Raw genomic sequence first — 24,771 nt, forward strand, 5'->3', positions numbered from 1 at the left:
AGATCCTTTTGTTTTTCTTTACATATGGATCGTCCTAACCTGAATGCATGATCACCCACCTCATCAGCGGACTCCTCGCCGGCTGGTCGCTCATCATCGCCGTCGGCCCGCAGAATGCGCTCGTGCTCCGGCAGGGGATCCGGCGCGAACACCTCGGCGTGGTGCTCACGATCTGCATCGTCGCCGACGTCCTGCTCATCGGGGCAGGTGCGGTGGGGATCGGCGCAATCGTCCTCCTCGCCCCGTGGGCGCTCGAGGTCCTCCGCTGGCTGGGTGTGGCCTACCTGCTGTGGTTCGCGTGGACGAGCCTGCGGTCGGCGAAGGAGGCGAGCGGACTGCGCGCCGACACCGAACAGCGCGGCCTGCGTTCGATCATCGCAACGACGCTGGCCCTGACGTTCCTCAATCCCGGGGTCTACCTCGACACCGTCGTCATGCTCGGCAATCTCGCCAACCAGCAGGGTCCCGGCGGAGTGCTGCCGTTCACGCTCGGGGCGATGCTCGGATCGGTCACGTGGTTCCTCGGCATCGGCCTCGGCGCGCGCTCGCTGTCGGGCTACCTCGCACGGCCCCGCGTGTGGCAGGTCCTCGACGTCGTCATCGCCGTCGTCCTCATCATCCTCGCCGTGCGGCTGGCGCTCGGGTAGGGGCGGGCGTTCCGGGGTTGGCTCTGCCTCGCCGAGGCGGGGCGAGTTCGCTTCCGAGGAGGATACGATGCGAACTGGCGCCGCTTTTCGAACCGGATCCTCCCCTGTGGGGCGGCCGACTCGGCCGAATCGACTTGCGTGTCAGGGGACCGCGCTAGCCTCTGTGCCATGGATCCCAGAGTCAGCCTCCCGCTCAGGTCGGTCGCGGCACACGCCCACTCCCCGCCGGAGCTGCCCGCCTGGTTGGCGTCGATTCCGGCTGTGCGCGATCTGCTCGGCGGGTTCGAGTTCGAGGCGACGACGGTCCTCGTCGGCGAGAACGGGTCGGGCAAGTCGACGATCATCGAAGCGATCGCCACGGCTCTCGAACTCCCGCACGGCGGCGGCACGGCGTGGGAGGTGCGTGACCACGCCGAAGAGGCTCCCGAGCTCGGCGATCACCTGCAGATCGTCAAGGGTGCGACGACCAATCGCTCCGGCTTCTTCCTCAGGGCCGAGACGATGCACGAGAGCATGGTCCACCTGCTCGAGATCGGCGCGGAACGAGGACACCGACTCGTCCACAAGTCCCACGGAGAGATGTTCGTCGACATGCTCACCGGAGTGTTCACCGATTTCGGTCTGTGGATCCTCGACGAGCCGGAGAGCGCACTGTCGTTCACGGCGTCGCTCACCCTTCTTCAGCTCATCCGCGAGCGGGAACGCGCAGGGCTGCAGACGGTCATGGCGACCCACTCCCCCGTGCTCGCGAGCGCCGAGGGGGCTCGCGTCGTCGAGCTCGGTGAGTGGGGAATCCGGGATTCGACGTGGGACGACCTCGAGATGGTCGCGCACTGGCGTCGCTTCCTCGACGACCCTCGGCGCTACACCCGGTACTTCGACGAGGGGTGATGCCGCGACCACCGAGGCGATGCTCCGCCGCGAAGGGCACCCACCGGGGCGGCGTGGAGCGTCAGCCGGCTGGGCATGTGGCCCAGTGGGGCAGATGGACCAGCGAGGCCGGTGGCCCGGCAGAGCTGCTGACCCGGCTAAACAGGCGACCCAATGGGCTTCCGACCCAGCGGGGCAGGCGGATCAGCCGGACAAGTGGCTGGGCGAGACAGCCAGCGCGACAGCTGCTGTTCAGCAGCGGTCGGGCGCATGGTCCCGCACCGACTCATAGCGAGAGGCTCGGGTGGAGCTGGGTGAGGGTGACCATGCGCTTGCGGCTGCATACGAGCACCGTGGCAAGGAGGCAGATGACCGTCATGAACAGCAGCACCACCGCGGACTGCACCGCGATGAACAGGTCACCACCGGCGATGAGCGTGCGCAGTCCCGTCACCGCGTAGGTCATCGGCAGGAACGGCGAGATCACCTGGAAGATCACCGGCGCCGTCTCGACCGGGTAGGTCCCGCCCGCCGAGGCGATCTGGATCATCAGCAGCACGAGTGCGATGAGCCTGCCGACTCCCCCGAGCGCCGCGACGCACAGCTGGTGCACCGAATGGAAGCAGGCCGCGACGAGGATCGAGAACACGAGGGTGCCGAACCATGCTCCCGCGGAGAAGTCGAGGGCGAACCACAGCACCCCGTAGAGGATGGCGACCTGCGCGATGCCGAAGAGGAGACCCGGCACATAGCCGGCCCATGCGATCCGGTTCGACTTCGCCGTCGAGGCGAGCGCCCGGTACGGGATGGCGTTGAGCACCATGTAGGTGATCATGCCGCCGATCCACAGGGCCAATGAGATGAAGAACGCGGCGAGCCCTTCGCCGTAGGTGCTCACGGCGTTGTTCTTCACCTTCTCCGCATCGACGGGGACGGCGACGACGTCGGAGCGCTTCTCGCGGTCCTCTTTGTCGTACGTCGGAATCTGCTCGGCACCCTTGGTCAGGCCGTCGGCGAGCTCTCCCGACCCGTCGTCGAGCTTGCCCGCTCCCTTGTCGAGGTCCGTGGCGCCCTTGGCCAGCTGCGAGGACCCGTCCTTGAGCTGCCCGACGCCGTCCTTCGCCTTCGCGGTGCCGTCCTTGAGGGCGACCGCGCCGTCGTGGAGGTCGCCTGCGCCCTTCGCGAGGTCACCTGCCCCCTTGTCGAGCTTGACGAGACCCGAATGGAGGTCGCTCGCGCCATCGGCGACCTGCTGTGCACCGTCGTCGAGCTGTCCGATCTTCATGTCGGCGTCGCGGATCTTCTTCATCACTCCGTCGACGGCGTCCTTGACCGGCTTCTCGAGCCCGCGGGCGTCATCGGCGGCGGTCGTGGCCCGATCGTGTGCGGAGTCGAGGTCGTCACCCAAGGTGCCGACCTCCTCGGCGAGCTTGTCAACGTTGGGATCGTCAGGATAGTCCTTCTGCAGCTGCTTGATCCGATCCTCGATGTCGCCGCTGACCGTGGTCCGTGCGGAGTCGAAGTCGCTGGCCGCGTCGTCGAGCTTGGGCCGAGCGCTCTCGACGAGGTCGTCGGCCTTGCCCTTGAGATCCTCGGCCTTGTCGGTCGCGTCGTCGGCGACACCGCGGAGCTGGCTTGTGCCATCGGCCACCTGACCGGCACCCTTCTCGAGCTTCTTCGCCCCCGATTCGGCATCGCCGGTGCCCTTCGCGAGAGTGTTCGCACCGGTCTCGAGGTCGCCTGCGCCCTTCGCGAGCTTCCCGGCCCCGTCGTCGAGGTCGCCGATGCCCTTCTGCAGGTCCCCCACACCCTTGTCGAGGTCGTGCGCGCCCTTGGCGAGCTTGCCCGAACCGTCATGGAGTTCCACGGCACCATCGTGGAGGTCGTTCGCCCCGTCGGCGGCCTTGGCCATCGAGGACTGGATGTCGTTGAAGCCGACGTAGACCTGGGAGACGTATTCCGAGGTCGTCGTCTCGTTCAGCCCGGCCTTGATCTGGGCGAGGACAGTGCCGGAGAGCTGTCCGACGATGAAGCTGTGTGCGTCGTCGGTGCGCAGCTCGAGCCCGGCCTGTTCCGGATCGTCGCCGCCGGTGGAGACGAGCTGCTTCGAGAAGTCCGAGGGGATCTCGAGGATCGCGAAGTACTTGCCGTCGGCGAGGCCGTCCTTGGCCTCCTGCGCCGAGGTCTCCTGCCAGTCGAATCCGCCTTCGCCCTTCGGGGTGATCTTGTCGACGAGCTCATCGCCGGCGTTGAGTCGCTCCCCGTCGGAGTTCGGCTTCTCCGCCCCGGTGTCCTCGTTGACCACGGCCGCCTGCAGACGGTCGAGGTGACTGGTGGGGTCCCAGTTCGAGGCGAGGTAGAGGCCGCCGTAGATCGCCGGGATGACGGCGACGACGATCATCGCCAGGCGCGTGATCGTGTGCCGTTTGAACCGTGTGAGTTCGAGCCAGGGGAGAGAGAACATCGGTTTCCACCTTCACGGGAATCTGAGTGACGGAGGTCGATCGCGGACGAGGGCCCGCGGAATCGAGAGGATCAGGGGGTCAGGTTGAGTTCGGTCACCGAGGTGGGTCGCACTTCGGTCTTCAACTGTGCGAATGCGAGGTCGATCTCTGAGGAGTCCTCGCACGTGACGATGAGGGTGAGGGGTCTGCGCGGGTGACGGTCGCGGCGCAGCTCCTGGTAGATGAGGAGCGCGGCCCACGCGCGGGCGCGGTCCTCGCGTTCGCGGAGGAAGTCGATGTTGTCGACGACGACGATCGGCTTCTGCGCGAGCGTCGCGAGGCCGAATTCGAGGAGGAACTTCTGCAGCTCGCTGAGGTCGGAGACGAACGTGTCGCCGTCGGCGTCGACGAGGAAGTCCGCGCTCTTGGCGTCGCTGGTGGTGAAGGTGTCCGACGGGAGGCGGTCGATCACCTTGGTGGCGGTGTCGAAGGTCGACCGGATGAGGTCGATGACCTCGCGCAGGGATGTCTTCGAGACCCACGGCTTGTACCAGGGCTGGAGCATGATGAGGCGTTCGGCGATGTGCTGGGCGACGGTGAAGTCGTTCTCAAGATCCGTCAGTCCTGCCACATGGCCGATCGAGACGGTCTCGCGAACGGCTCTCGCCTGCTTGCGGATGTCGAGGTCGAAGACGTGACCCTCGCCGGAATCGACGCGCATCCGTCCGGCGATCGAGAGGAGCAGCGAGGTCTTGCCCGATCCGGCGGCCCCGCGGATGATCGCCAGCGCCCCCGATTCGACGGTGAGGTCGATGTCGGAGAAGACCGGTCCCCTGCTGCCCGACATCCCCCAGTCGCGCAGCGTCACTGCGGCGTCGGCGGTGTCGTCGGTCGTGTCCTCGGTTCCACCGGCGAGCGTGTGCGAATCGCTCTGCATTGTCCTGCTCCCTCACCTCGTCGCGGGCACCGCCCCGTTGTCGCCGATGTCCGTGTGAGTCGATGTTCCATCGCTGCCGCATGCGTGCTCGCACCTGTCGGAACGCCGACCGGACGAGCACTCGTTCTTCTGCACATTACGGCAAACATGCGGCCTTGTTGCCGCGGCGGGCCCCTCCCGCCAAGTTACCAATAGGTAACTATACGGTTGGAAACTGGGAATCCGCCAGGGCCGGCGGGCAGATGTCTGCAATCCCACAGTCTGCTCGGTCAGGGCTCGAGTCTGCTCGGCCCGGGCTCGGGGACGAGAGAGAAGCAGGGCACTGCGCGAGGGCAGCACCTCTGGACACAGCGAAGCGGGGGGGGGGGGNGAAGCGACGGCCTTCCGGCTTGGACGGCATGAGCATGAGCACAATGAGGATGATGCTGCCGACGAACGGGATCAGACTGAGGAAGAAGAACGGACCGGCGAGGTTCGCATCGTGCAGGCGACGCCAGGTGAGAGCCAAGGTCGGCACGAGGAAGGCGAGGGCGATGATGAGCAGGAGGATTCCGCCGATCATCGCCAGTGCCGCACCGCCCGGCGAGGGGTCGGCCGCGGGGGTGCCATAGGGCGTGTACGACTGCGACGCGACAGTCGCCGTCACCATCGACAGGCCGATCGAGTAGAGGATCCCCGGCACGAGCATGATGAGAGCCTGGAACAGCGCGACCCACCAGTACTCGCTGCGCGAGGCGCGGCCGGTGAAGACCGAGAACTTTTTGAAGAAGCGGCGGACGGCCTGGCCGAACGATGCTCCGTAGAGGGGACGGGAAAGGTCATCGGGGCTCTTCGCACCGTCGAGGTCCGAACCGAAGACGGCGCCGGGGCCGACGCCGGCACCGGCGCCGTAGGCGTTGTTCGCGTCGTAAGACATGATGGCTTCCTTTTCGAGGGGAGGATCCACCCGGCCGGAAGTGACCGGATGGGTGGTCTGCTGACACCATTCTTGCATCCAGCACACAGGATTGACACATAGACATGTTCCCGTCCTGGAACAGACATCCGGCTCCTCGCGACGGCGCACACGCCGATGCGCGCGGCGATCGCACCCTCAGGCGGGAACGACGACCACAATGCCGGTACCCGCAACCCCGCCCCGAGACTCACCCCTCGACTCCGCAGACTCTCCCCTCACCTCCTCGGACAGACGGCGGCGGTCCCGCAGAGACCTCGTCGGAATGAATATCCGGACGAGGTGTCCGCCGAACCGATGCCCCTGGTCAGGACCGATACTCCTGGTCGAGACCAATGCCCCCCGGTCAACACCAAGTCACGACTGGTTCAGGACTGACCCGTCGCCCTCGGTCCAGGGAACCGTGCGCTCACGCATCTCCGCCGGTTATGGCGTAGGCCTCGTCGACCGGGGATTCCTCGAGGTGGCCGTCGATGCGCTTCAGCGACTTCCAGCCCAGCGCAAGGACGACGATGGAGAGGACGACAGCTCCGGCGCCGAAGACGTACGGCGCGCCGGCGCCGATGCTCACAGACACGGTGCCTGCGACGATCGGGGCCATGGCTCCGCCGATGAACCGCACACCCGAGTAGGCACCGGAGGCGACGGGCCGAGGCAGCTCGCTGACCTCCATCGCGGATTCGGTGAACACGGTGTTGAGGATGCCGAGCACGAGGCCGGCGGCGATGACGCAGACGATGAGCCCGACGAACGAGTCCACCAGGAACGCCATCGCGACGAGCAGCGCGGCCATGACGACGAGAACCATGATGAGCGTGGTCCGCCGCTTGAAGTGCTTGGTCAGCAGCGGGGCACCGAACACCGAGGTGATCGCCAGGCAGATTCCCCAGCCGAAGAAGACGTAGCCGAGTCCCATCGCCCCGAAGTTCTCGATCCCCATCCGCTCGGCGGCCGCCTCAACGGGGAAGGGGCTGTAGGCGAGGAGGATGAAGAATGCGAAGTTGTAGAGGAGGGCGGAGGCGGCCATGACGGCGATGCCGGGGTGGGCCAGAGCGCGGAAGGTGGCTCCGATGTGGACCGGATCGCCGTCGTCCCTGATCGCCGAGCCTTCGGACTTCGGATTCGGCAGCAGGGTGACGATGGCGATGAAGCCGATCGCCATGAGGGCGGTGGTGCCGAAGAACGGTCCGCGCCACGAGATCCCGCCGAGCAGTCCGCCGATGAGCGGTCCGGTCGCGATGCCGAGGCCCAGGGCCGCCTCGTAGAGGATGATCGCCTTGTCAGCTCCTCCGGCCGCCGCACCGACGACCGCCGCCAGCGCCGTGGACAGGAACAGCGCGTTGCCGAGTCCCCACCCGGCGCGGAAGCCGATGATCTGGTCGACGCTGCCGGAGAGACCGGCGAGCGCCGAGAACGCGATGATGAGCACGAGCCCGATGAGCAGAGTGGTCTTCGTTCCGATCCGCGAGGAGGCGAAGCTCGTGAAGAACATGACGCCGCCGGTGATGAGCAGGTAGCTCGTGAAGAGCAGCATCGACTGGGCCGGCGTGGCCTCGAGCTCTCGCGAGATCGCAGGCAGGATGGGATCGACGAGGCCGATGCCCATGAAGGCGATGACGCAGGCGAAGATGACCGCCCACACCGCCTTCGGCTGTCTGAGAATGGACCCTTCGTTCACGTCCTGGGAATCACCGTGTGTCACGCTCATCTTCTCTCCTGCTTGCCCTTTCCGTTGTCGGTGGTGTCTGTGGTCGATGCGGCCTCGCCGTCGGTGAGCTCGTCCGTGATCGTGCCGGGAAGAACGGGCACGCCGTCATCCCCCGGGGTCCCGAACGCCTCATTGTCGACGCCCTCGTCCCGGTCGACCGGGTGCTCGTTGTGGAGGTACTCGCCGACGAGTCCGAGCGCGCGATGGACACGCAGTCGATCCTCGGCGCTGAGACCCTCGAAGTAGGGCACCATCTGCTCGGTCATGATCGTCCGGTACTTCGCCAGCCTCACCCGACCGAGGTCGGTGAGCGAGAACTGGGATGCTCGGCGATCGGTCGGGCTGGTCTCGCGGACGACGAGTCCCTCGTCTTCGAGCCGGGCGAGCAGCTTCGTCGCCGCCGGCTGCGAAGAGAGATAACCCTGCGCGAAATGACCGACGCGAACGGGCTGGTACTGCTCGACCACCGCGAGTGCTCGGAGGGTGACGAGCTCGCTCTCATTGCCGATCAGTCTCCGAAACGCCCTGGTCAGACGCGTGGAGACGACGACGAGAGCACGCACGAGCTTTTTCGGGTCCACATCTTCCATAACTCGTTTATATACCTCGGTTATACATATGCGCAACCAGGACTCGCTCATGCCGGCGCCGAGAGGCTCCGGCCGTCGGCCGTGTGCGCCACCCGTCGGCCATGCGCGCCGCCCGTCGTCCGCGCACGGTCGAGTCACCCGCTATCACGCCTTCACCCCACCGCCCGCCCATCCCATGTGACGGACGTCATGGTCGGCGGCTGAGACCGCGTGCTAGCCTGATCCCAACATGTTCCGGGGACGGTGAAATTCCGTGCCGGCGGTGACAGTCCGCGACCCGAGCGCAGAAATGCGATCGGCTGACTCGGTGAGATTCCGAGACCGACAGTAAGAGTCTGGATGGGAGGAACATGGCGACCGCGGTCGTCGTGCCTGCGTCTTCCGACGCACCAGTCCGACACCCGTGGACCGCGATGGCTGCACCCGCACGCTCCTCCCTCCCGGCACCTGACCGGGAGGTTTTTCTATGCGTGCGACGTCCGAGGAATCGGCGACGTCCGAGGAGACGGCGGCGATGGCTGCCGCGCTTGCCGCTGCCCGTGACGGTCACAGAGGCGCGAATCCCCTGGTCGGAGCCACCGTCCTTGCCCCCGACGGACGCACCGTCACCGGCCGCCACCTCGGCGCCGGCACCCCTCATGCCGAGGTCGATGCGATCGCCGCCGCCCGCCGGAACGGATTCGACCTCACCGCCTCCACGCTCTTCGTCACCCTTGAACCCTGCGCCCACACCGGCCGGACGGGTCCGTGCACGCAGGCGATCCTCGACGCCGGCATCCCCGATGTCGTCTTCGCCCTCCCCGACACGACCGCGCTGGCCGGCGGCGGTGGGCAGATCCTCGCCGAGGCGGGCGTCCGGGTGCGCTCGGGGCTCGGCGCTGCCGAGTCGGCCCGGCTCAACGCCCGGTGGCGGACCGCCGTCGGGAGCGGGCGCCCCTTCGTCACGGCGAAGATCGCGCAGAGCCTCGACGGGAAGGTCGCCGCCGCCGATCGCACGAGCCGGTGGATCACCTCGGCGGCCTCCCGGGAGCACTCGCACCGCCTGCGCGGCACGGTCGATGCGATCCTCGTCGGCACCGGCACGGTGGCCGCCGACGATCCCCACCTGAGCGCGCGCGACGCGGACGGCGAGCTCCTCGACTCGCAGCCGATCCCCGTGGTCATGGGGATCAGCGAGCCGCCCGCCGACTCGCACCTGGCCGCTGACCCCACCACAGTCCACCTGCGCACCCACGATGTCGACGCGGCCCTGCGCGAGCTTCACGACCGCGGAGTCCGCCACCTCCTCGTCGAGGGCGGACCCCAGGTGCTCGGGGCGTTCTTCACCGCCGACGCCGTCGACGAGGTCCTCTGCTATCAGGCTCCCGTCCTCCTCGGCGATGGTCTGCCAAGCGTCGCCGGCCTGAACGTCTCCACCCTCGCCGAGGCGGTCTCCCTCGTCCCCGACGACACCGCGATCCCAGCGGTGTCCGCGCTCGGACCCGACGTCCTCCTCCACTTCGCCACGGGAGCGTCGCAATGACGACGCTCAGCCACCCATTCGCCTCACCTCACCGCACACCATCACAGGAGGAACCCGTGTTCACCGGAATCATCGAAGGCATCGGCCAGGTCGTCGACCTCGAGGCACGTGAGGATTCGGCCGTGCTCACCCTCGACGCGGGCGACATCGTCGCCGACCTCGAGCAGGGCGGGTCACTGGCCGTCAACGGCGTGTGCCTCACCTCGATCGTCGCCGAGGCGGAGAGTGACGTTGCTGGTGGCGCGGCGGGTGACCTGCCTGCCTCCGGCCGGTTCGTCGCCGAGATCATGGGCGAGACCCTCCGGCTGACCGGCGTCGGGGCCCTGACCTCAGGCGATGAGGTCAACCTCGAACGGTGCACCCCGGCCTCCGGCCGCCTCGACGGCCACGTCGTCCAAGGTCACGTCGACGGGCTCGGCAGCATCATCTCCCGCATCGACCATCCCGAGTGGACGACGCTGCGCATCGGCATCCCCGCCGGCCTCGCCCCCTTCACGGCGGTCAAGGGCTCCATCGCCCTCAACGGCGTCTCGCTCACCGTGACCGCGGTGTCCGACCCGCCCGAGGTCGCAGGCCACCCGGCCACCGCCGAGGCATGGGTCGAGGTCGGGCTCATCCCCGCGACCTTGGCGCATACGACGTTCGGGGGCAGCGGCCTCGGCGATCCCGTCAATGTCGAGGTCGACGTCATCGCGAAGTACACGGCCCGCCTCCTCGCCTTCGCCCCACCCGCCGTCGCGGCCACCACCGCACCCACTGCCACCCCATCCACCACCGACAACCGAGGAGTCGATCATGACTGAGACCTCACCCACCACGGCAGCCCTCGCGACGGACCCCGCCGCCGAGAGGCTCACGGCCCGCCTCGACACGATCGACCGGGCCGTGGCCGAGATCGCCGCGGGCCGGCCCATCGTCGTCGTCGACGACGAGGACCGCGAGAACGAAGGCGACCTCATCATCGCCGCCGAATTCGCCGACGCCGAGACGATGGGCTTCATCGTCCGCCACAGCTCGGGCGTCGTGTGCGCACCGATGACCGCCGACCGGGCCGCCGCCCTCGACCTGCCGCCCATGGTCGCAGCGAACGAGGACCCCAAGGGCACCGCGTACACGATCAGCTGCGACGCCGTCGGAGTGACGACGGGCATCAGCGCCGCCGAACGCGCCCTCACCGGTCGCATCCTCGCTGCCGAGCGCCCGGACCCTGCCGCGATCACGCGCCCCGGGCACGTCTTCCCCCTGATCGCCAAGGACGGCGGTGTGCGCGAGCGTCCCGGCCACACCGAGGCCGGGGTGGAGTTCGCGCGCCTCGCCGGTGCCCGACCGGTGGCGATGATCGCCGAGGTGGTCCACGACGACGGATCGATGATGCGCTTCGACGCCCTGCGCGACTTCGTCGATGAACACGATCTCGTCATGGTCTCGATCGAACAGCTCATCGCCCACGTCGAAGACGCCGACCGCCAGGAGGAGGAAGCCTCCTCGACTCCGGGCTCGGCGGCACCCGCTGCGCCTGCGCGGCTGCCGACCCCCGTCTCCGAGGCGAGTGCGGACCCCTCCGACGAAGTGCCGCTGCCGACGAAGTACGGCGGCTTCAATGCCCGCGCCTTCACGGTCGACGGGCATGACCACCTCGGCGTCTATCGGGGTGTGGAGTCGTCGACGGCTCCGCTCGTGCGCGTCCACTCGGAGTGCCTGACCGGGGACGTCTTCGGTTCGCACCGCTGCGACTGCGGGGAGCAGCTCGATCGGGCGATGCACCTGATCGCCGAGGAGGGAGGCGCGATCATCTACCTCACCGGGCACGAAGGCCGCGGCATCGGTCTGAGCAACAAGATCCGTGCGTACGCCCTCCAGGACACGGGCCTCGATACGGTCGACGCGAACCTGCGACTCGGGCTCAGCGATGATGCCCGCGACTACCGGGCCGCCGCTGCGATCCTCACGGAGATGGGCCTGACCCGGATCCGCCTGCTGACGAACAATCCCGCGAAGACGCAGGCGCTGGAGAACCTCGGGATCACCGTCGAGGCGGTCGTGCCGCTGGAGGTTCCGTCGCGGCCGGAGAACGCGCGGTATCTCGCGACCAAGCAGACGCGCATGCACCACACGCTGCATCTGGCCTGCTGAGAAGCACGCCTCCACCACGCACCACACCATCACCACCCACTGCACCACGACGCATCATCAAGGAGACTCACTCATGGCCCACTCCGGCGCACCCGACATCACCCTGGCAGAAGGCGACTTCACTGTCGCGATCGTCGCCGCCTCCTGGCACACCGAGGTCATGGAAGGCCTCATCGACGGCGCCCAGCGCGCGGCCGCCGACGCCGGAGCCCGCACGACGCTCATCCGCGTCCCCGGCAGTTTCGAACTCTCCGTCGCCGCGGCCCGCGTCGCCGAGCACTTCGACGCCGTCGTCGCCCTCGGCGTCGTCATCCGCGGGGGCACACCCCACTTCGACTACGTGTGCTCGGCGGCCACGGACGGACTCAACCGTGTTGCCATCGACTCCGGCCGCCCCGTCGGCTTCGGGCTGCTCACCTGCGACAACGAAGAGCAGGCGCGCGACCGTGCGGGCCTCGAGGGCTCCCGCGAGGACAAGGGCCACGAGGCGATGACGGCGGCCCTGGCGACCGCCTCGGCGCTGGCGCCCTACCCGCTCTGAGCCCGACGCCCGCGGTCACCAGTGGTCGGCACCCGCAGTCACCAGTAGCCGGCACCGGTAGTCAGCACTGCCCGGCACCGGGTGCGGACAGAATTCTGGACCCTGAGTGTCGATTCAAGCGCTTCGAATCGACACTCAGAGTCCAGAATCCGCGTCTCAGGCGAGGTGCGCGCCTCCTGCGGGGGTACGCGCGGTGCGCGGGGTGCACGCCTCCCGCGAGGTGCGCGGGGTGCGCGCCTCCTGCGGGGCACGCCGAGTGCGCGGGTACCGCCTCGGCCGGCCTCAGAACAGCTGGCGGACGTTCGTGCGGGCGAGGTCGATGAGCTCATCGCCCTTGCCCGAGAGCACCGTGCGGATCGCGTAGAGTGCGAAGCCCTTGGCCTGTTCGGCGGTGATCGACGGCGGCATCGAGAGCTCCTGGCGTTCGGTCGTGACGTCGAGGACGGCGGCCCCGTCGTGGTTGAGGAACTCGGTGACGACCGCCGGCAGGTCCTTCGACTTCTCGACGCGGAAGCCCTTGATGCCGACCGCCTCGGCGATGGTGGCGAAGTTCGGGTTCTCGAGGTCCGTGCCGAAGGTGACGAACCCGGCGGCCTTCATCTCGAGCTCGACGAAGTTGAGCGAGGAGTTGTTGTAGACGACGACCTTGACCGGCAGATCGTTCTGGGTGAGCGTGATGAGCTCGCCGAGGAGCATCGCCAGTCCCCCGTCGCCGGCGAGCGCGATGACCTGCCGCCCCGGATAAGCGGCCTGGGCGCCGACGCTCTGGGACAGCGCATTGGCCATCGAGCCGTGGCTGAATGACCCGATGAGGCGGCGCCGCCCGTTCATCGTCAGATACCGCGCCGCCCACACGACGGGTGAGCCGACGTCGGGGATGAACACCGCGTCGTCGGTGGCCGCCTCGTCGATGAGCTTCGTCAGGTACTGCGGGTGGATCGTCCGCTTCGACGGGGTCGCGAGTTCGTCAAGGTCCTTGCGGGTCTTCGCGTAGTGCTTCGTCGCCGACTTGAGGAACGAGCTGCTGCGCCCGGTGCGGATGAGCGGGAGCAGCGCGTTGACGGTGTCGGCGACCGTGCCGGCGAGCGCGATGTCGACCTTGGTGCGCTTGCCGATCTGCGAACCGCGGACGTCGACCTGGATGACCGTCGCCTCGTCGGGATAGAACTGCTGGTAGGGCAGGTCGGTGCCGAGCATGAGCAGCGTGTCGCACGACTTGAGCGCATGGTAGCCCGACGAGAACCCGAGCAGACCCGTCATCCCGACGTCGAAGGGGTTGTCGTATTCGACGAACTCCTTGCCGCGCATCGTGTGGACGATCGGGGCCTGGAGGGCGTCGGCGATGGCGATGAGCTCGGAGTGGGCGCCCTCGGTGCCGGCTCCCGCGAGGATCGCGACCTTCCTGCTCTCGTTCAGCGCTGCGGCCGCGTCGGCGATGAGCGGTTCGGCGGGGATGACGCGGGAGGGGAAGAAAGAGATCTTCTCCGCCTCGGCGTGGATGTCGGCGAGGCCCACGTCGCCGGGGATGACGAGCACGGCGACGCCGCGCTTCTCGACGGCCTCCCGCATCGCGATGCGCAGCAGACGCGGCATCTGCGAGGGGTGGGCGACGTGTTCGACGTAGACGCTGCACTCGCGGAAGATCTCCGTCGGGTGCGTCTCCTGGAAGTAGTTCGACCCGATCTCCTCGCTGGGGATGTGCGCGGCGATCGCCAGCACGGGCACGCGGGAGCGCTGGGCATCGTAGAGGCCGTTGATGAGGTGGAGGTTACCGGGTCCGCAGCTGCCCGCGCACACCGCGAGCTCTCCGGTCAGGGCCGCTTCACCGCTGGCGGCGAAGGCCGCGCCCTCCTCGTGGCGGACATGGACCCATTCGAGTTCGGGGTTGACCCGCAGGGCGTCGGTGAAGCCGTTGAGCGAGTCACCGGGGATTCCGTAGACCCGCTTGACTCCGCTCTCGACGAGGGTGTCGACGATGTTCCTGGCGACGGTGGGCATAGTGCTCCTTCGGTCGGACACGGCCACCGGAGCCCTGGTCTGCGCCCCGGTGAGAGGCATGGACTGCTGCTGTCAGTCTAGACCTGAGCATTGCCGCCGAAGGTGTGAGTGCGGCGACACCTCGAGTGCCGGAGCCGGGGCCGCCGAGGCGGTCGTCAGCGCAGCTGTCGGCCGCGAGCCGCACTTCCCGCCGAGGCGGTCGTCAGCTCACGACCGCGTGTGCCCGGTGCTCGGCGATCGACTTCTTCTCATCCCGGTTGATGATCGCGAGGAAGACGACCGCGAGGAGGCAGAGGGCGATGAGGAGCGCGAAGGTGAGGTCCCACCCGAAGTTGTGGACGACCAGTCCGACTCCGCTCGAGGCCATCGTCGCGCCGAGGACGTAGCCGAACAGGCCCGTGAAGCCGGCCGCGGTTCCGGCTACGTTCCGCGGGGACAGATCGAGCGCCTGCAGTCCGATGAGCATGACGGGACCGTAGATGAGGCCGCCGATCACCGTCACCGTCGCGAGCGGGATCCAGAGGGGAACATCGGCGGGGGCCAGCCAGTACACGGCGGTCGCGGCGGCCACCGCGATCATGAAGACGATGCCCGTGATCGAGCGGTTGCCGCGGAAGATCTTGTCGGAGAGCCAGCCGCAGAGGATCGTGCCGACGATGCCGGCGAGCTCGAACAGCGAGAAGCCGGCGATGCCCCCGGTCAGGCTGGCATTGCGCACCTCGGAGAGATAGACGGGTGTCCAGGTGAGGATCCCGTAGCGCAGCGCATACACGCAGACGTTGGCCAGGGCGAGGAGGACCATCGTCCGATTGCGCAGCACGTACTTCTCGATCGTCTGCCACGTGCTAAGCGTTTCGGCCTCGTGTGCGTCGGCTTCGACCTTGGCCGGGTCGTCCCTGTACTTCTCGATCGGAGGCAGTCCCTGCGATTCGGGGGTGTCGCGGATCATGAGGAAGGCGAAGAGGGCGACGGCGAGGGCGACGAGCGCCGGCAGCCAGAAGACGGACCGCCAGTCGTCACCGGTGAGCTGGAGGCCGAGTGCGGCGAGGACGCCGACGAAGAACCCGCCGACGTTGTGGGCGACATTCCAGATCGAGGTCTTGATGCCCCGCTCGCTCGTGGAGAACCAGTGGACGAGGACGCGTCCGCTGGGCGGCCAGCCCATGCCCTGCACCCAGCCGTTGACGAACATCACGATCGCGAACATCGCGATCGACGACGACAGCCAGGGCACGCCGGCGATGAGCAGGTTCGCCACCGCCGAGAGTGCCAGGCCGATCGGGAGGAACAGGCGGGCGTTAGAACGGTCGGAGACGATCCCGGAGAAGAACTTCGAGAACCCGTAGGCGATGAGTGCCGCGTTGGCGATGATCCCCAGTCCGACGGGGTTCATCCGGCCCTCGTCGATGAGCAGGCTGCCCACCAGGGGGACGTTGTTGCGGATGAGGTAGAACCCCGCATAGCCGACGAAGATGCCGATGAACACCTGCGCCCGCAGTCGGGGGTACCGTCGCGCCACCTCGTCATCGGGCAGCCGCGGTGCCGGGCTCGGCGCTGCGAGCCATCCCAGACCGGACCTCAGTCGCTCTCCCACAGGTTCCCCTTCTGTTCACATTCAGGACACCTAATGTTCACAGTCAACCCAGAGGAATTCAAACGGGATCCACCGGGTCAAGGCGGGAATGGGGCAGAGGTCACAGTCGCGCGGAGGGCCTGACCGGCGACTCGGTCAAACTCGCCGTACGGTGCACGTGTAAAGCAGTTTGACGCGTACGCCTGACATGTAAAATTTTTCCCACTTTTTTTACACGTCCATCCTGCTCAATGCGCTGACTCTGCTGGAGTCGCAGGCAAGCTCGGAGATCGAGAACATCGTCACGACGACGGACGAACTGTTCCAGCTGGCGTCGGTCGAAAGCGTCCGAGCCAACCCCGCGACGAAAGAGACATTGCGGTACCGATCTGCCCTCTACCTCGGTGTCGGAGAGCTTCGTTTCCGTCCGATCTCTGCGGCGATGGCGGCCCGGATCTGCTCCGGTGTCAACGGACATGAGACCACTGTGAGGGAGTTGCCCAGCACGTTCATCGGCGACCCTGCAACTCGCACTGTGCGTTACACGCCGCCCAGCGGCCGCGAGGTCATCACCGAGAAGCTGGTCGAGTGGGAGTCCTACATTCACGGTCAGCAGGCCCTTGATCCGCTTGTCGTCATGGCAGTCGCGCACTACCAGTTCGAAGCGATTCATCCTTTCCCCGATGGCAACGGCCGCGCCGGACGAATCCTCAACATCCTCATGCTCATCGACGCAGGTCTGCTGAAAAAACCTGTGCTGTATCTGTCCCGGTACATCATCGAGAACAAGAACGAATACTACCGACTGCTGCTCAATGTCACGAAGGACTCCGATTGGCAGAGCTGGCTTCTCTTCATGCTCAAAGGAGTCCGATCGACCGCCGAACTGACGCTGAACCTCATCGACGACATCCAACAGTTGCAGATGGAGTTCAGGACCGAGATACGTGAGAACTCAGTCGTACGGTCGGACACCGATCTACTCGATCTTCTCTTCGAACGCCCGTACCTGCGCACCGCCGACGTCGTCGATCGCTGCAACGTCTCCCGTCCGACAGCCAGCAAATGGCTCAACGACCTGGTGGAACGGAACCAGCTGAGAACAGTCAAAGCGGGGCGAGAGCGGCTGTTCATCAATTGGCGGCTGCTTCAGCTTCCGTCGCGGCCCCCTTCAGAACGCCTGAGCGACTAGGAGACGATCACCCGTGTTCGGCCAGGCCGGGCCCGGCCTGTGCCTGCAGAGCCGTCAGGGCGGTGGCCCAGGGGATGCGCTCCTGTTCGAGGCGGACATTGCCCTCCGCCCGGATCCGAGCGAGCGCCCGGTTCTCGGTTCCGTTCAGACCGCTCAGTCGGCCGGTGTGCGGGCGGGGTTCGGTCACCCACAGGTCCCGATGGTCAAGGAGTGTCGTTTCGTCCATGAGCACCGAGGCGGCGGCCGGCAGATGCGCGCGCAGCCGGGCGAGGATCGCGAAGCCGTGGCTGTCGAGATCACCCCAGTAGATCACCCGGGCAGACGCGACCCAGCCGAGTTCGGCGACGGCGTCGACGGCGTAGCCGGAGCCGTGGATGACGACCGCGCCCGCCCAGGCGGGCATCGCGAGCACGGATTCGAGGTTCTCGAAGACGAAGACGACCTCGGGTGAGAGGTCGAGTGCGGCAAGCTCCGTGACAGGGGCGGTGACGTCGCCGAGACCGTGCGGAGCCAGGTGTTCGTCGAGGATGCGCATCCGGATCCGGGCTTCGGCGTCGAGGACGTCGAGCGCAGCGGGGCACCCGGCGGCCGTGAGGAGGGCGGTGACGAGGCTGCGGTGGCCTTCGAACCATTTCGAGTCGACGCCGCGGATCGGCAGCTGGCGCGGGCGCAGGCGGCCCACGGGGTGGGCACGCAGCCAGTCGACGACGTCGATGAGCGTGGTGAAGGCCTCATCGTCGAGGCCGAGGATCCGTTTGCCGTGTGCGCGGATCGCCGAGGCGAGCGCCTCGGTCTCCCCGAATCCCGAGCGCATGGTCGCGGCCCGATCGCGCAGGCACCGCCACCGGCGGGCCGGGTCGCCACCGACGAAACCGGCGACCGCCTCGGCGTCGGTCAGCCTCAGCCGGACGGGAACCTGCTGGCGCCCGACCCGCGCCCAGGACCGTTCGGCCCAGTCGACGCGCACGCCGTCGGTGGTGGATGACTCGGTGCTCGACGATCCGGTGCTTGGGGATTCGGGTGCGGCGATCGCACGCCAGCTTGCCGCCCAGTCGGCGGCCGCTCGCTGATCGGCGAGCACCTGGGCCTCTGTCGGCGGGTGGAGGGCGATGTCGATGCCGGCCGCTTCGGCGGGCCGTGCCGCCCAAGCGGCCATGCTCGCGGTCAGCTTCGTGCGGGCCTTCGCGCGCGCCTCGGCGACGGTGAGCATCGTCATCGGTCTCTCACCGTCCCGCGCTCACACGGTCTCCGGACGGGCATCGCCTGGTCACCCGGCCTCGGGACTCTCGGCCGCCGCAGCGCTCTCGGCCGCGGCAGCATCGTCCGTCTCGTCCCACACCATCGTCGCCGTCAGCGTCTTCTGCCGGCTGGGATTCTCGATCGACGTCGCCGCGCCGACGTAGGGTTCGATCGTCTGGAGGAGCTTCTGCGGGGTGGCGAGCACCATGTGGAAGCCGAACTCGATGAAGATGTCGAGCGCCATGCGGGTGTAGCGGGTGTCGGCCTTGTCGAAGGCCTCGTCGAGGATGATCGTGCCGTACTTCGAGATTGCCTCGTCGGGGTCGGCGAGCTGGTAGCGCAGGGCTGCGGCGAGGCAGAAGATGACGAGTTTCTGCTGCTGACCGCCCGACATCGCGGCCCCGGAATCGTAGGTGGCGTGGGCGCGGCCGTGGTCGTCGATCTCCTCGGCGAGGAAGCTGACGTGCAGGCGGGTGTCGAGGCACTGGGTGCGCCACACGCGGTCGACGTGCTCGCTCGAGGCGAAGCGGCGCATCACCTCGGCGAGAGTGGAGTACTTCTGTTCCGCAGTGTCCATGTCGTCGTCGGCCCAACTGCCGCCGGCGATCGTGCGGAGGTCTGAGATGAAGGCGTTGACGGTCTCCGACCTGCGGGTCTTGACCTTGAGCCGAAGGTAGCGGTCCTCGTCGAACTGGGAGCGCAGGAGCGAGGAGTTGATGGGCGCGACCCGGTCCTCGATCTCGTGCGGGGCAGCGTAGATCTCGTTGAGGAGTTCGCCGATGAGGTCGCGGGAGCGTTCGCGCAGGAGGTCGCGGAAACGGGTCTCGTGGTCGGGCAGACCGTGAGCGAGGATCTCGTCGAGCATCGCGATGTAGTCGTGCCGGTCGGCGACCTCGGCGGTGAGCTGCGAGGTCACCGAGGGCCAGGCGGCCTTGAACTCCGCGGCGAGGCGGGTCACGGTCCGTCCGGCTTCGCTCGAGGCGGCCTGGGCGCGGTCCTTCTCCGCCTGCAGGGACTGCGAGACCTGTTGGCCCACCTCGGCGAGCGCCTCACGGCGGATGCTGCGCTGGACCTTGCGGAAGCGGGCGTCGAGGGCCTCGGCGAGCTCAGGGGCCACCTCGGCGATGCGGCCGGCCTCGACGTCCTCGGTGAGACGTTCGATGGCGGCGCGCAGGGTCGTGATCTCCTCATTCGCCCGGCGCAGGGCGTAGTCGGCGTCCCGTGATGCGGCTTCGGCGGCCTCCTTGGCGGCTTTGGCTTCGCGTTCGGCGCCGATCGCGCGCTGGAGGTCGCCGTCGGCGTCTTCGAGTTCGCTCAGCTGCTTCTCGAGGGCGGCGATGGCCGCCTCGGCGCCGGCCCGGTCGACGTCACGCCAGGACTGTTCGCGGATGCCGGCGAGGATGCCCTTGCGACGGTTGGCCTGCGCGGCCTCCGCGGTGGCGGCGCGGACGATCTCCTCGGCGTCGGCGAGCTCGGCCTGAGCCTCGCGGAGGGCGTCGATGAGGGCTTCGAGTTTGGCTTCGCGGTCGCCGAGCACCCATTGGCTGCGGTCGTCGAGGCGGCGGCGGTCGTCCTTCTCGTACCGGGTGCGCGAGGTCTTGACCTGCCCGGCGAGGGTGACGGCGCGGGCGTGGTCGTCGAGTTCGTCGGGACGGTCGACGCACGCGAAGTCGAAGCGCTCCGACAGCGTCGAGCGCACCCACTGCCCGAATCCCGAGTCATCGACGTCGACCTTGTTGACCAGGGATTTCTCACTGTTCGCGGGGCGCAGCTTCGGTGCTTGCGCGGGGATCTCCTCGAACACGAGGCGGCCGCGGATGCGGTGGGCGTCGACCCATGAGCGGACGGCGGAGAGGTTCTCGCTGCGGACGAGGACGGTCAGTGCCAGCGGGCGGAGCACGCGTTCGATCGCGCCCGTCCACTTCGCGTGTGCGGGGTCGACCTCGATGAGTTCGGCAGCGAAGGGCAGGGCCTTCTCGCTCAGACCGGCGCCCTCGGCGATCTCCTTACGGATCGTGAGCAGTGCATCGGGCACGGTCGAACCGGACCGTCGCAGCGAGTCGATCTCCGTCTCGATGTCCCTGACCCGACGGCGGGCTGCAGAGAAGCGGTCGTGGTCGGCGTGGCTGGGTCCGGCGTCCGGGGCGTCCTCGTCGAGGGTCGCTGTGATCTGGTCCTTGAGTTCGGCGAACTCCGCCGCCGAGGTGGGAGCCTGGTCGATGCCGGCCTGCTCGAGTTGGCGGGCGAGGCCGGCCCACCGGTCGGCGATCGCGCGCCGGTCGGTTTCGGCTGCTGCGATGCGCTGCTGGAGGTGTTCGGCTTCCGAACCGCCGAGTTCGAGGGTGGCGCGGCGGGCGAGGTCGTAGTCGTCGACGGCCCCGGTGTGGTCGCGTTGGGCGCGGTCGGCTGCGACTTCGAGTTCGACGAGGTCACGGCTGCGGGTGGTGAGGTCGGTGCGCAGCAGGTCGAGTTCGCGGCGCTTCTGGTAGGGCAGGAGCGCATCGTTGAGGGCGACGGCCTTCGCTTCGGCGTCGTGGGCGGCGTCGAAGCGGCGGGCCGCTTCGCGGAGGCCGAGGAGGTGATCGCGTTGACGGCGGAGTTCGACGACGTGGTCGTGGGCGTCCTTGAGATCACCGAACTGGCCGACGGCCGTGTCAGCGAGGGCGAAGGTGTTGGGCGGTTCGAGCATGTGGTCGCGGAAGAGCCGATCGAGGCTGTCGAGGCTCTTCGCCGACTGCGTCTTGTGGAGAAGTTGGAGGGCGGATTCGCTGGCCATGCCGAAGACCTTGCGCATGCGGGCGTAGAACTTCGCGTGCGCACCGTTGGAGGTGATGAGAGCGTCGGGCCGGTCGGTCTTGAGTCTGCGGGTCTCGAGTCCCGTGCGCGCGTACTGCTGGAGGTCGGCGAGGTCGAGTTCGGCGCGTTCGAGGATGCAGACGTCGCCGAGGTCGGCGGTCTTCGTGCTCGAGCCCTTGATGAAGAAGAGGCGGGCCAGAGACAGGGGGCGGTCGGTCCCGTTGTCATACCGCAGGACGATGCCGCTCCAGGTGGCGCGGGGGCGCAGATATTTGCTGACCACGCGGTCCTCGTCGGCGTCGGCGGTCCGCGTCCAGGCGCCGCGGACGTAGCTGACGAGGCTGCGCTGGTCGACGCGACTGCCCGCGGTCTGCGCGGCGACGTTGAAGCGCAGCCACTTGTCGGGGGTGAGCACGGCTGCGATGCCGTCGAGGAGGGAGGATTTGCCGGAGCCGGAGGGCCCGGTGATGAGGTGGCCCTGGTGGGAGACGGGGATCCGGTGGATGTCGGAGTCGAAGGTGCCCCAGTTCGCGATCTGGATCTCCGAAAGTCGCCATTGGCTGCCGACGTCGGGCCGATGCGCGCCGCGGGCGCGGGCCTGGTCGGCGATGAGGGCGGCGTCGAGCGGGAAGAGGGCCTCGGTCATGCGTCGTCCTCAAGGGTGCCAGCGGGGGTGTCGGCGGGGGTGTCGGCGGAGGTGCCGGGGTCGGATGCGGGTGCGTCGGCGGGGTCGGTCGCCTCGGCGGGGTCGGCATCGACGTCAGGTGCGTCATCGCGGTCGGTCGCCTCGGCGGGATCGCCTGGGTCGGAGGGATCACTTGTGTCGGTCGGCGCGGTGCCGGCGATGCGTTCGTAGACGTCGATGAGTTCGCGGACCCGGTCCTCGTCGATGAGGAACTTCACCATGGGCGAGATTTCGAAGCGGTCCTCGCCGGCTTTGTGGAGGACGCGCAGGCGGTTGCTCATCCGGCCCCACGCGCCGTTGAGGTTGCGCACGAACGTCGATTCGTCGCCGGTGCGGTAGATCGCGAGGCGTTCGTAGACCTCTTCGCGGTCGACGATGACGCGGCGTTCACCGGGGGCGGCGAGGAGGAGTTGGCGCAGGACGAGGAGCATCGCGGTGTCGAGGAAGGTGAGGCGTTCGCTGCGCACGGCGGCCGGCACGTCGAGTTCGTCGGTGACGACCTTGCGGGTGAAGGCGAATTCGTCGACCTTGTCGATGACGAGGTCGAGGAAGAGCTCGTGGAGGCGGGAGCGGACGAGACCTTCGTCGGCGACGAGCGCTGCCCACAGCTGCGGGCTCTGAGTGCCCGAGACATAGGGGCCTTTGAGGAGTTCGAGGATGACGCGGCGGGTGTTCTGTCCCAGGGTTCCCGTGTCGCCGGTCCACAGTGCGCTCGGGTTGCCGTAGGCCTGCCAGTCGTCGGCATCGGACGCCGCGGCGGCCCGGTCTGTCGTGGCGTTGGGCGTCTCGGCGATGGGAGCCGCTGCCTCCGCGGTCGTGGCGACGGGGGTCGCGGCATCGGGGGTCGCGGCCTCGGGAGTCTCGGTCTGGGGGGTCTCGGTCATAGTCGGATGCCTTCGGTGAAGTGGTGGCGGCGGATGACGGCGCTGCGTTCGATGCCGTCGATTCCGTTCCAGACGATCTGCTCGCGAGCGTCGGGCTCGACGGTGCCGTAGGTGCTCGCAAGGGAGAGGAGCCCGACGACGCTGGCCAGGCCCTGGGTGGCGGGGAATCGGTGGAGCACCTCGGCGACGGAGATGCTCCCGCCGCCGTCGAGGGCGGCGTTGACGTTGTCGGTGAGCTCGGCGAAGTCGATCTCGGATTCGCGGGCGATCGCGATGAGCTCGGCGAAGTCGATCACCGACTCCCCTGCTTCGCCGAGTTCGTCGCCGGCGTCGAATTCGGCGGGGTCGTGGAGGATGACTTCGCCGAGGCTGCCGAGGGGAACGCTCGAGAGTTCGAGGTCGACGTCGAGGTCGTCATAGGGCTTGCGGTGCTCAGCGACGGGCGCGGCCGCGGCAAGGGCGTCCTGGATGAGGGTGCGCATGACGCGGTCGCGTTGGAATTCGTGGGAGTGGACGTAGCGGCGCAGGCCGCGGGCGAATTCGGTGAGGATGTCGGAGACCTCACGGGAGCCGTCCTTCATCTGCCGCATGAGGGTGCGCAGGGAACGGCGGGTCTCCGGGGTCAGGGCCGCAGAGAAGTCGCGGTCGAGGATCGCGGCGATGTCCTCGTCGAAGGCAGCGGCCTGTTCGGGGTCGCGGACGAGGGCGGAGAAGGCGGAGAAGGTGCGGCCCTCGTCGGAGGATTCGATGAGGTCGACTCCACGGAAGACCTCGTCGAGGACCTTCGACTGGGAGCTCTCGGCGGAGAGGATCGAGATCCGCAGGTCCTGGTTGAGCTCTTCGAAGCGGGCGCGCACGCGCGCGAAGTCAGCCGGCAGGCCACCGGCCTGCTGCAGGATGTCGGCGACGCGTTCGTTGGCGCGGCGACGGTCGAGGACGAGCGAGCGCGGGTCGCCGCGGCGCACGCGGGCGATCTCGGCGTCGATGCGGTCGCGTTCGGCCCGCAGGGAGGCCAGCCGCCGCGAACTGTCGGGGTCGGTGTCGATCGCGAGTTGCCGCACCGCCTGCGCGAGGCTGACGAGGCGGGACTCGGTGGCCGTCTGCGGCGGGGTGCGCAGCTGTTCGAGCATCCGGATCGCGTCGAAGCCCGCGGCCGTGAGCTCGTACGTCTCGCCTCGCGCCGCGGTGGCGGGTCGGCGCACGAGGATCCCCGCCTGGCGCCAGTCGTCACAGTACGCCTTCGCGGTGCGCGTGGCCTGCGGGAAGTGGTCGCGCAGGTCTTCGAGGTCGGCGTCGATGCTCTCGTGGAGGTCCTCGGTGGGCGTGCGGGTGCCCGGTCGCCCGAGGTGGGCGTCGAGGGTCGCGGCCATGACCGGGAGGTGGTCAGCACGGAGCATGCGCAGAGTCGCGTTCGACTCGAGCAGTCGCTTGTACGCGAGTGCGGAACTCAGGGCTGACATGCCCTCCATTGTCGTGGTCGTCAACGGGCGGCGCCAATTCGGGGTGCCGTCGGCTTGGCGTTCGGCTATTCGACCACTCCAATCGGGTTCTCTCTTCTGTCTCTGCTCAGTTCTCTCCTTCCCGACCGCCGAACGTCGCCGGGTCGACCGGGCGGTCCTTGATCGGCAGCTTCGCCACGACGAGGCAGTAGGACTCGAGGACGAGGTCGTGGAGAAGGCCGGCGTCGAAGGCCGAGGCCGGGTCGCCGCTGCCGGACACGGTGATCCAGTGCCGCTTGTTCATGTGGTAGCCGACGACGATCTCCTCGTAGGCGTCGCGGAGGACTTCGCCGTCGAGCGGATCGATCTTGAGGTTGATGCTCGGGACGCCGCGCAGCTCGTACTGCATCATGAACATCTTCCCGCGGACCTTGTACACCGTGTGCTCGGGGCCGAACGGGTGGTCGATGACCACAGACGGGTACTGCATCGCCTGGTCGTGGGCGAGCCTGAGCACGGTGTCCGGATCCATGTGGGGAGGGTAGCAAGAGGCAGTGACGCGGCGTCGCTCCACCGGTCGCAGCCCTGGCCGCGCGGGCCGCCCCAGACGGATCTCGC

General features: G+C 68.0%; 19 protein-coding genes, 1 pseudogene and 1 riboswitch. Of the genes and pseudogenes, 8 read left to right on the top strand and 12 right to left on the bottom strand.

Going from position 1 to position 24,771, the window contains the following annotated elements; translation table 11 throughout:
* Positions 1 to 47 precede the first annotated feature (47 nt).
* Both AAHA49_RS15075 and AAHA49_RS15080 read left to right on the top strand, forming a co-directional pair.
* Positions 48 to 647 (top strand): LysE/ArgO family amino acid transporter, encoded by a 600-nt coding sequence (locus AAHA49_RS15075; RefSeq protein WP_342038859.1) that lies wholly within the window; start codon positions 48 to 50, stop codon positions 645 to 647.
* 168 nt (positions 648 to 815) lie between these two features.
* Entirely contained in the window at positions 816 to 1,538 is a 723-nt protein-coding gene (locus AAHA49_RS15080) for an AAA family ATPase (RefSeq protein WP_342038860.1), read from the top strand.
* 265 nt (positions 1,539 to 1,803) lie between these two features.
* Here the strand turns inward: AAHA49_RS15080 and AAHA49_RS15085 are convergent, their stop codons facing one another.
* The 5 genes from AAHA49_RS15085 to AAHA49_RS15105 all read right to left on the bottom strand — a co-directional run bounded on the left by AAHA49_RS15085 (position 1,804) and on the right by AAHA49_RS15105 (position 8,151).
* Positions 1,804 to 3,981, bottom strand: coding sequence for a YhgE/Pip family protein (locus AAHA49_RS15085; protein ID WP_342038861.1), 2,178 nt, complete (start codon positions 3,979 to 3,981; stop codon positions 1,804 to 1,806).
* Positions 3,982 to 4,052: 71 nt separating this feature from the next.
* On the bottom strand, positions 4,053 to 4,898 hold the full coding sequence (locus AAHA49_RS15090; RefSeq protein WP_342038862.1) for an ATP-binding cassette domain-containing protein: 846 nt from the start codon (positions 4,896 to 4,898) through the stop codon (positions 4,053 to 4,055).
* A 199-nt stretch (positions 4,899 to 5,097) separates the two neighbouring features.
* Entirely contained in the window at positions 5,098 to 5,892 is a 795-nt protein-coding gene (locus tag AAHA49_RS15095; protein ID WP_425286526.1) for a DUF805 domain-containing protein, read from the bottom strand.
* Positions 5,893 to 6,262: 370 nt separating this feature from the next.
* On the bottom strand, positions 6,263 to 7,561 hold the full coding sequence (locus AAHA49_RS15100; protein ID WP_342038864.1) for an MFS transporter: 1,299 nt from the start codon (positions 7,559 to 7,561) through the stop codon (positions 6,263 to 6,265).
* Positions 7,558 to 8,151 carry a MarR family winged helix-turn-helix transcriptional regulator gene (locus AAHA49_RS15105; protein WP_342038865.1) on the bottom strand — a complete coding sequence of 198 codons (594 nt, stop codon included), beginning with the start codon at positions 8,149 to 8,151 and terminating at the stop codon, positions 7,558 to 7,560. The genes AAHA49_RS15100 and AAHA49_RS15105 overlap by 4 nt, the downstream gene beginning before the upstream one ends.
* A gap of 226 nt (positions 8,152 to 8,377) precedes the next feature.
* Positions 8,378 to 8,506: riboswitch (FMN riboswitch) on the top strand.
* Between the two features lie 111 nt (positions 8,507 to 8,617).
* Here AAHA49_RS15105 and ribD point away from each other — a divergent pair.
* From ribD to ribH, 4 genes are all read left to right on the top strand, one after another.
* Positions 8,618 to 9,673 (top strand): bifunctional diaminohydroxyphosphoribosylaminopyrimidine deaminase/5-amino-6-(5-phosphoribosylamino)uracil reductase RibD, encoded by a 1,056-nt coding sequence (ribD, locus tag AAHA49_RS15110; protein ID WP_342038866.1) that lies wholly within the window; start codon positions 8,618 to 8,620, stop codon positions 9,671 to 9,673.
* 56 nt (positions 9,674 to 9,729) lie between these two features.
* Positions 9,730 to 10,476 (top strand): riboflavin synthase, encoded by a 747-nt coding sequence (locus AAHA49_RS15115; protein ID WP_342038867.1) that lies wholly within the window; start codon positions 9,730 to 9,732, stop codon positions 10,474 to 10,476.
* Positions 10,469 to 11,806, top strand: coding sequence for a GTP cyclohydrolase II (gene ribA, locus AAHA49_RS15120; protein ID WP_342038868.1), 1,338 nt, complete (start codon positions 10,469 to 10,471; stop codon positions 11,804 to 11,806). Before AAHA49_RS15115 ends, ribA begins: the two co-directional genes overlap by 8 nt.
* 73 nt (positions 11,807 to 11,879) lie before the next feature.
* Positions 11,880 to 12,347: a 6,7-dimethyl-8-ribityllumazine synthase gene (gene ribH / locus AAHA49_RS15125; RefSeq protein ID WP_342038869.1), complete on the top strand. Its 468-nt coding sequence runs from the start codon at positions 11,880 to 11,882 to the stop codon at positions 12,345 to 12,347.
* Between the two features lie 282 nt (positions 12,348 to 12,629).
* On the opposite strand, the gene poxB is transcribed toward ribH, so the two are convergent.
* Together poxB and AAHA49_RS15135 are read right to left on the bottom strand one after the other, a co-directional pair.
* On the bottom strand, positions 12,630 to 14,345 hold the full coding sequence (poxB, locus tag AAHA49_RS15130) for a ubiquinone-dependent pyruvate dehydrogenase (RefSeq protein WP_342038870.1): 1,716 nt from the start codon (positions 14,343 to 14,345) through the stop codon (positions 12,630 to 12,632).
* A gap of 202 nt (positions 14,346 to 14,547) precedes the next feature.
* Complete coding sequence (locus AAHA49_RS15135) at positions 14,548 to 15,939, bottom strand: MFS transporter (protein WP_342038871.1); 1,392 nt, start codon at positions 15,937 to 15,939, stop codon at positions 14,548 to 14,550.
* 223 nt (positions 15,940 to 16,162) lie between these two features.
* Here AAHA49_RS15135 and AAHA49_RS17875 point away from each other — a divergent pair.
* Together AAHA49_RS17875 and AAHA49_RS15140 are read left to right on the top strand one after the other, a co-directional pair.
* Positions 16,163 to 16,315, top strand: a pseudogene (locus AAHA49_RS17875) (Fic/DOC family N-terminal domain-containing protein); the annotation flags it as partial.
* A gap of 45 nt (positions 16,316 to 16,360) precedes the next feature.
* A complete protein-coding gene (locus tag AAHA49_RS15140) occupies positions 16,361 to 17,110 on the top strand; it encodes a Fic family protein (RefSeq protein WP_342038872.1) in 750 nt (249 codons plus the stop codon).
* A 7-nt stretch (positions 17,111 to 17,117) separates the two neighbouring features.
* Here AAHA49_RS15140 and AAHA49_RS15145 read toward each other — a convergent pair whose 3' ends face one another.
* The 5 genes from AAHA49_RS15145 to AAHA49_RS15165 all read right to left on the bottom strand — a co-directional run bounded on the left by AAHA49_RS15145 (position 17,118) and on the right by AAHA49_RS15165 (position 24,685).
* Positions 17,118 to 18,326: a Wadjet anti-phage system protein JetD domain-containing protein gene (locus AAHA49_RS15145; RefSeq protein ID WP_342038873.1), complete on the bottom strand. Its 1,209-nt coding sequence runs from the start codon at positions 18,324 to 18,326 to the stop codon at positions 17,118 to 17,120.
* Positions 18,327 to 18,377: 51 nt separating this feature from the next.
* Complete coding sequence (locus AAHA49_RS15150; RefSeq protein WP_342038874.1) at positions 18,378 to 21,791, bottom strand: ATP-binding protein; 3,414 nt, start codon at positions 21,789 to 21,791, stop codon at positions 18,378 to 18,380.
* The gene (locus tag AAHA49_RS15155; protein ID WP_342038875.1) at positions 21,788 to 22,714 is read right to left on the bottom strand and encodes a DUF4194 domain-containing protein; all 927 of its coding nucleotides are present in this window, start codon (positions 22,712 to 22,714) and stop codon (positions 21,788 to 21,790) included. The genes AAHA49_RS15150 and AAHA49_RS15155 overlap by 4 nt, the downstream gene beginning before the upstream one ends.
* Positions 22,711 to 24,174: a DUF3375 domain-containing protein gene (locus AAHA49_RS15160; protein WP_342038876.1), complete on the bottom strand. Its 1,464-nt coding sequence runs from the start codon at positions 24,172 to 24,174 to the stop codon at positions 22,711 to 22,713. The genes AAHA49_RS15155 and AAHA49_RS15160 overlap by 4 nt, the downstream gene beginning before the upstream one ends.
* A 106-nt stretch (positions 24,175 to 24,280) precedes the next feature.
* The gene (locus tag AAHA49_RS15165) at positions 24,281 to 24,685 is read right to left on the bottom strand and encodes an MmcQ/YjbR family DNA-binding protein (protein ID WP_342038877.1); all 405 of its coding nucleotides are present in this window, start codon (positions 24,683 to 24,685) and stop codon (positions 24,281 to 24,283) included.
* Between the last annotated feature and the right edge of the window lie 86 nt (positions 24,686 to 24,771).

This window comes from Brevibacterium ammoniilyticum, from assembly GCF_038429965.1.
GTDB lineage: Bacteria > Actinomycetota > Actinomycetes > Actinomycetales > Brevibacteriaceae > Brevibacterium > Brevibacterium ammoniilyticum.

Coding starts and splice junctions, on each gene's coding strand:
- AAHA49_RS15080 (WP_342038860.1), top strand. CDS start 816: ATGGATCCCAGAGTCAGCCTCCCGCTCAGGTCGGTCGCGGCACACGCC.
- AAHA49_RS15145 (WP_342038873.1), bottom strand. CDS start 18,326: ATGACGATGCTCACCGTCGCCGAGGCGCGCGCGAAGGCCCGCACGAAG.
- AAHA49_RS15165 (WP_342038877.1), bottom strand. CDS start 24,685: ATGGATCCGGACACCGTGCTCAGGCTCGCCCACGACCAGGCGATGCAG.
- AAHA49_RS15105 (WP_342038865.1), bottom strand. CDS start 8,151: ATGGAAGATGTGGACCCGAAAAAGCTCGTGCGTGCTCTCGTCGTCGTC.
- ribD (WP_342038866.1), top strand. CDS start 8,618: ATGCGTGCGACGTCCGAGGAATCGGCGACGTCCGAGGAGACGGCGGCG.
- AAHA49_RS15140 (WP_342038872.1), top strand. CDS start 16,361: ATGGCGGCCCGGATCTGCTCCGGTGTCAACGGACATGAGACCACTGTG.
- ribH (WP_342038869.1), top strand. CDS start 11,880: ATGGCCCACTCCGGCGCACCCGACATCACCCTGGCAGAAGGCGACTTC.
- AAHA49_RS15160 (WP_342038876.1), bottom strand. CDS start 24,174: ATGTCAGCCCTGAGTTCCGCACTCGCGTACAAGCGACTGCTCGAGTCG.
- AAHA49_RS15150 (WP_342038874.1), bottom strand. CDS start 21,791: ATGACCGAGGCCCTCTTCCCGCTCGACGCCGCCCTCATCGCCGACCAG.
- poxB (WP_342038870.1), bottom strand. CDS start 14,345: ATGCCCACCGTCGCCAGGAACATCGTCGACACCCTCGTCGAGAGCGGA.
- AAHA49_RS15075 (WP_342038859.1), top strand. CDS start 48: ATGATCACCCACCTCATCAGCGGACTCCTCGCCGGCTGGTCGCTCATC.
- ribA (WP_342038868.1), top strand. CDS start 10,469: ATGACTGAGACCTCACCCACCACGGCAGCCCTCGCGACGGACCCCGCC.
- AAHA49_RS15085 (WP_342038861.1), bottom strand. CDS start 3,981: ATGTTCTCTCTCCCCTGGCTCGAACTCACACGGTTCAAACGGCACACG.
- AAHA49_RS15100 (WP_342038864.1), bottom strand. CDS start 7,561: ATGAGCGTGACACACGGTGATTCCCAGGACGTGAACGAAGGGTCCATT.
- AAHA49_RS15155 (WP_342038875.1), bottom strand. CDS start 22,714: ATGACCGAGACCCCCCAGACCGAGACTCCCGAGGCCGCGACCCCCGAT.
- AAHA49_RS15090 (WP_342038862.1), bottom strand. CDS start 4,898: ATGCAGAGCGATTCGCACACGCTCGCCGGTGGAACCGAGGACACGACC.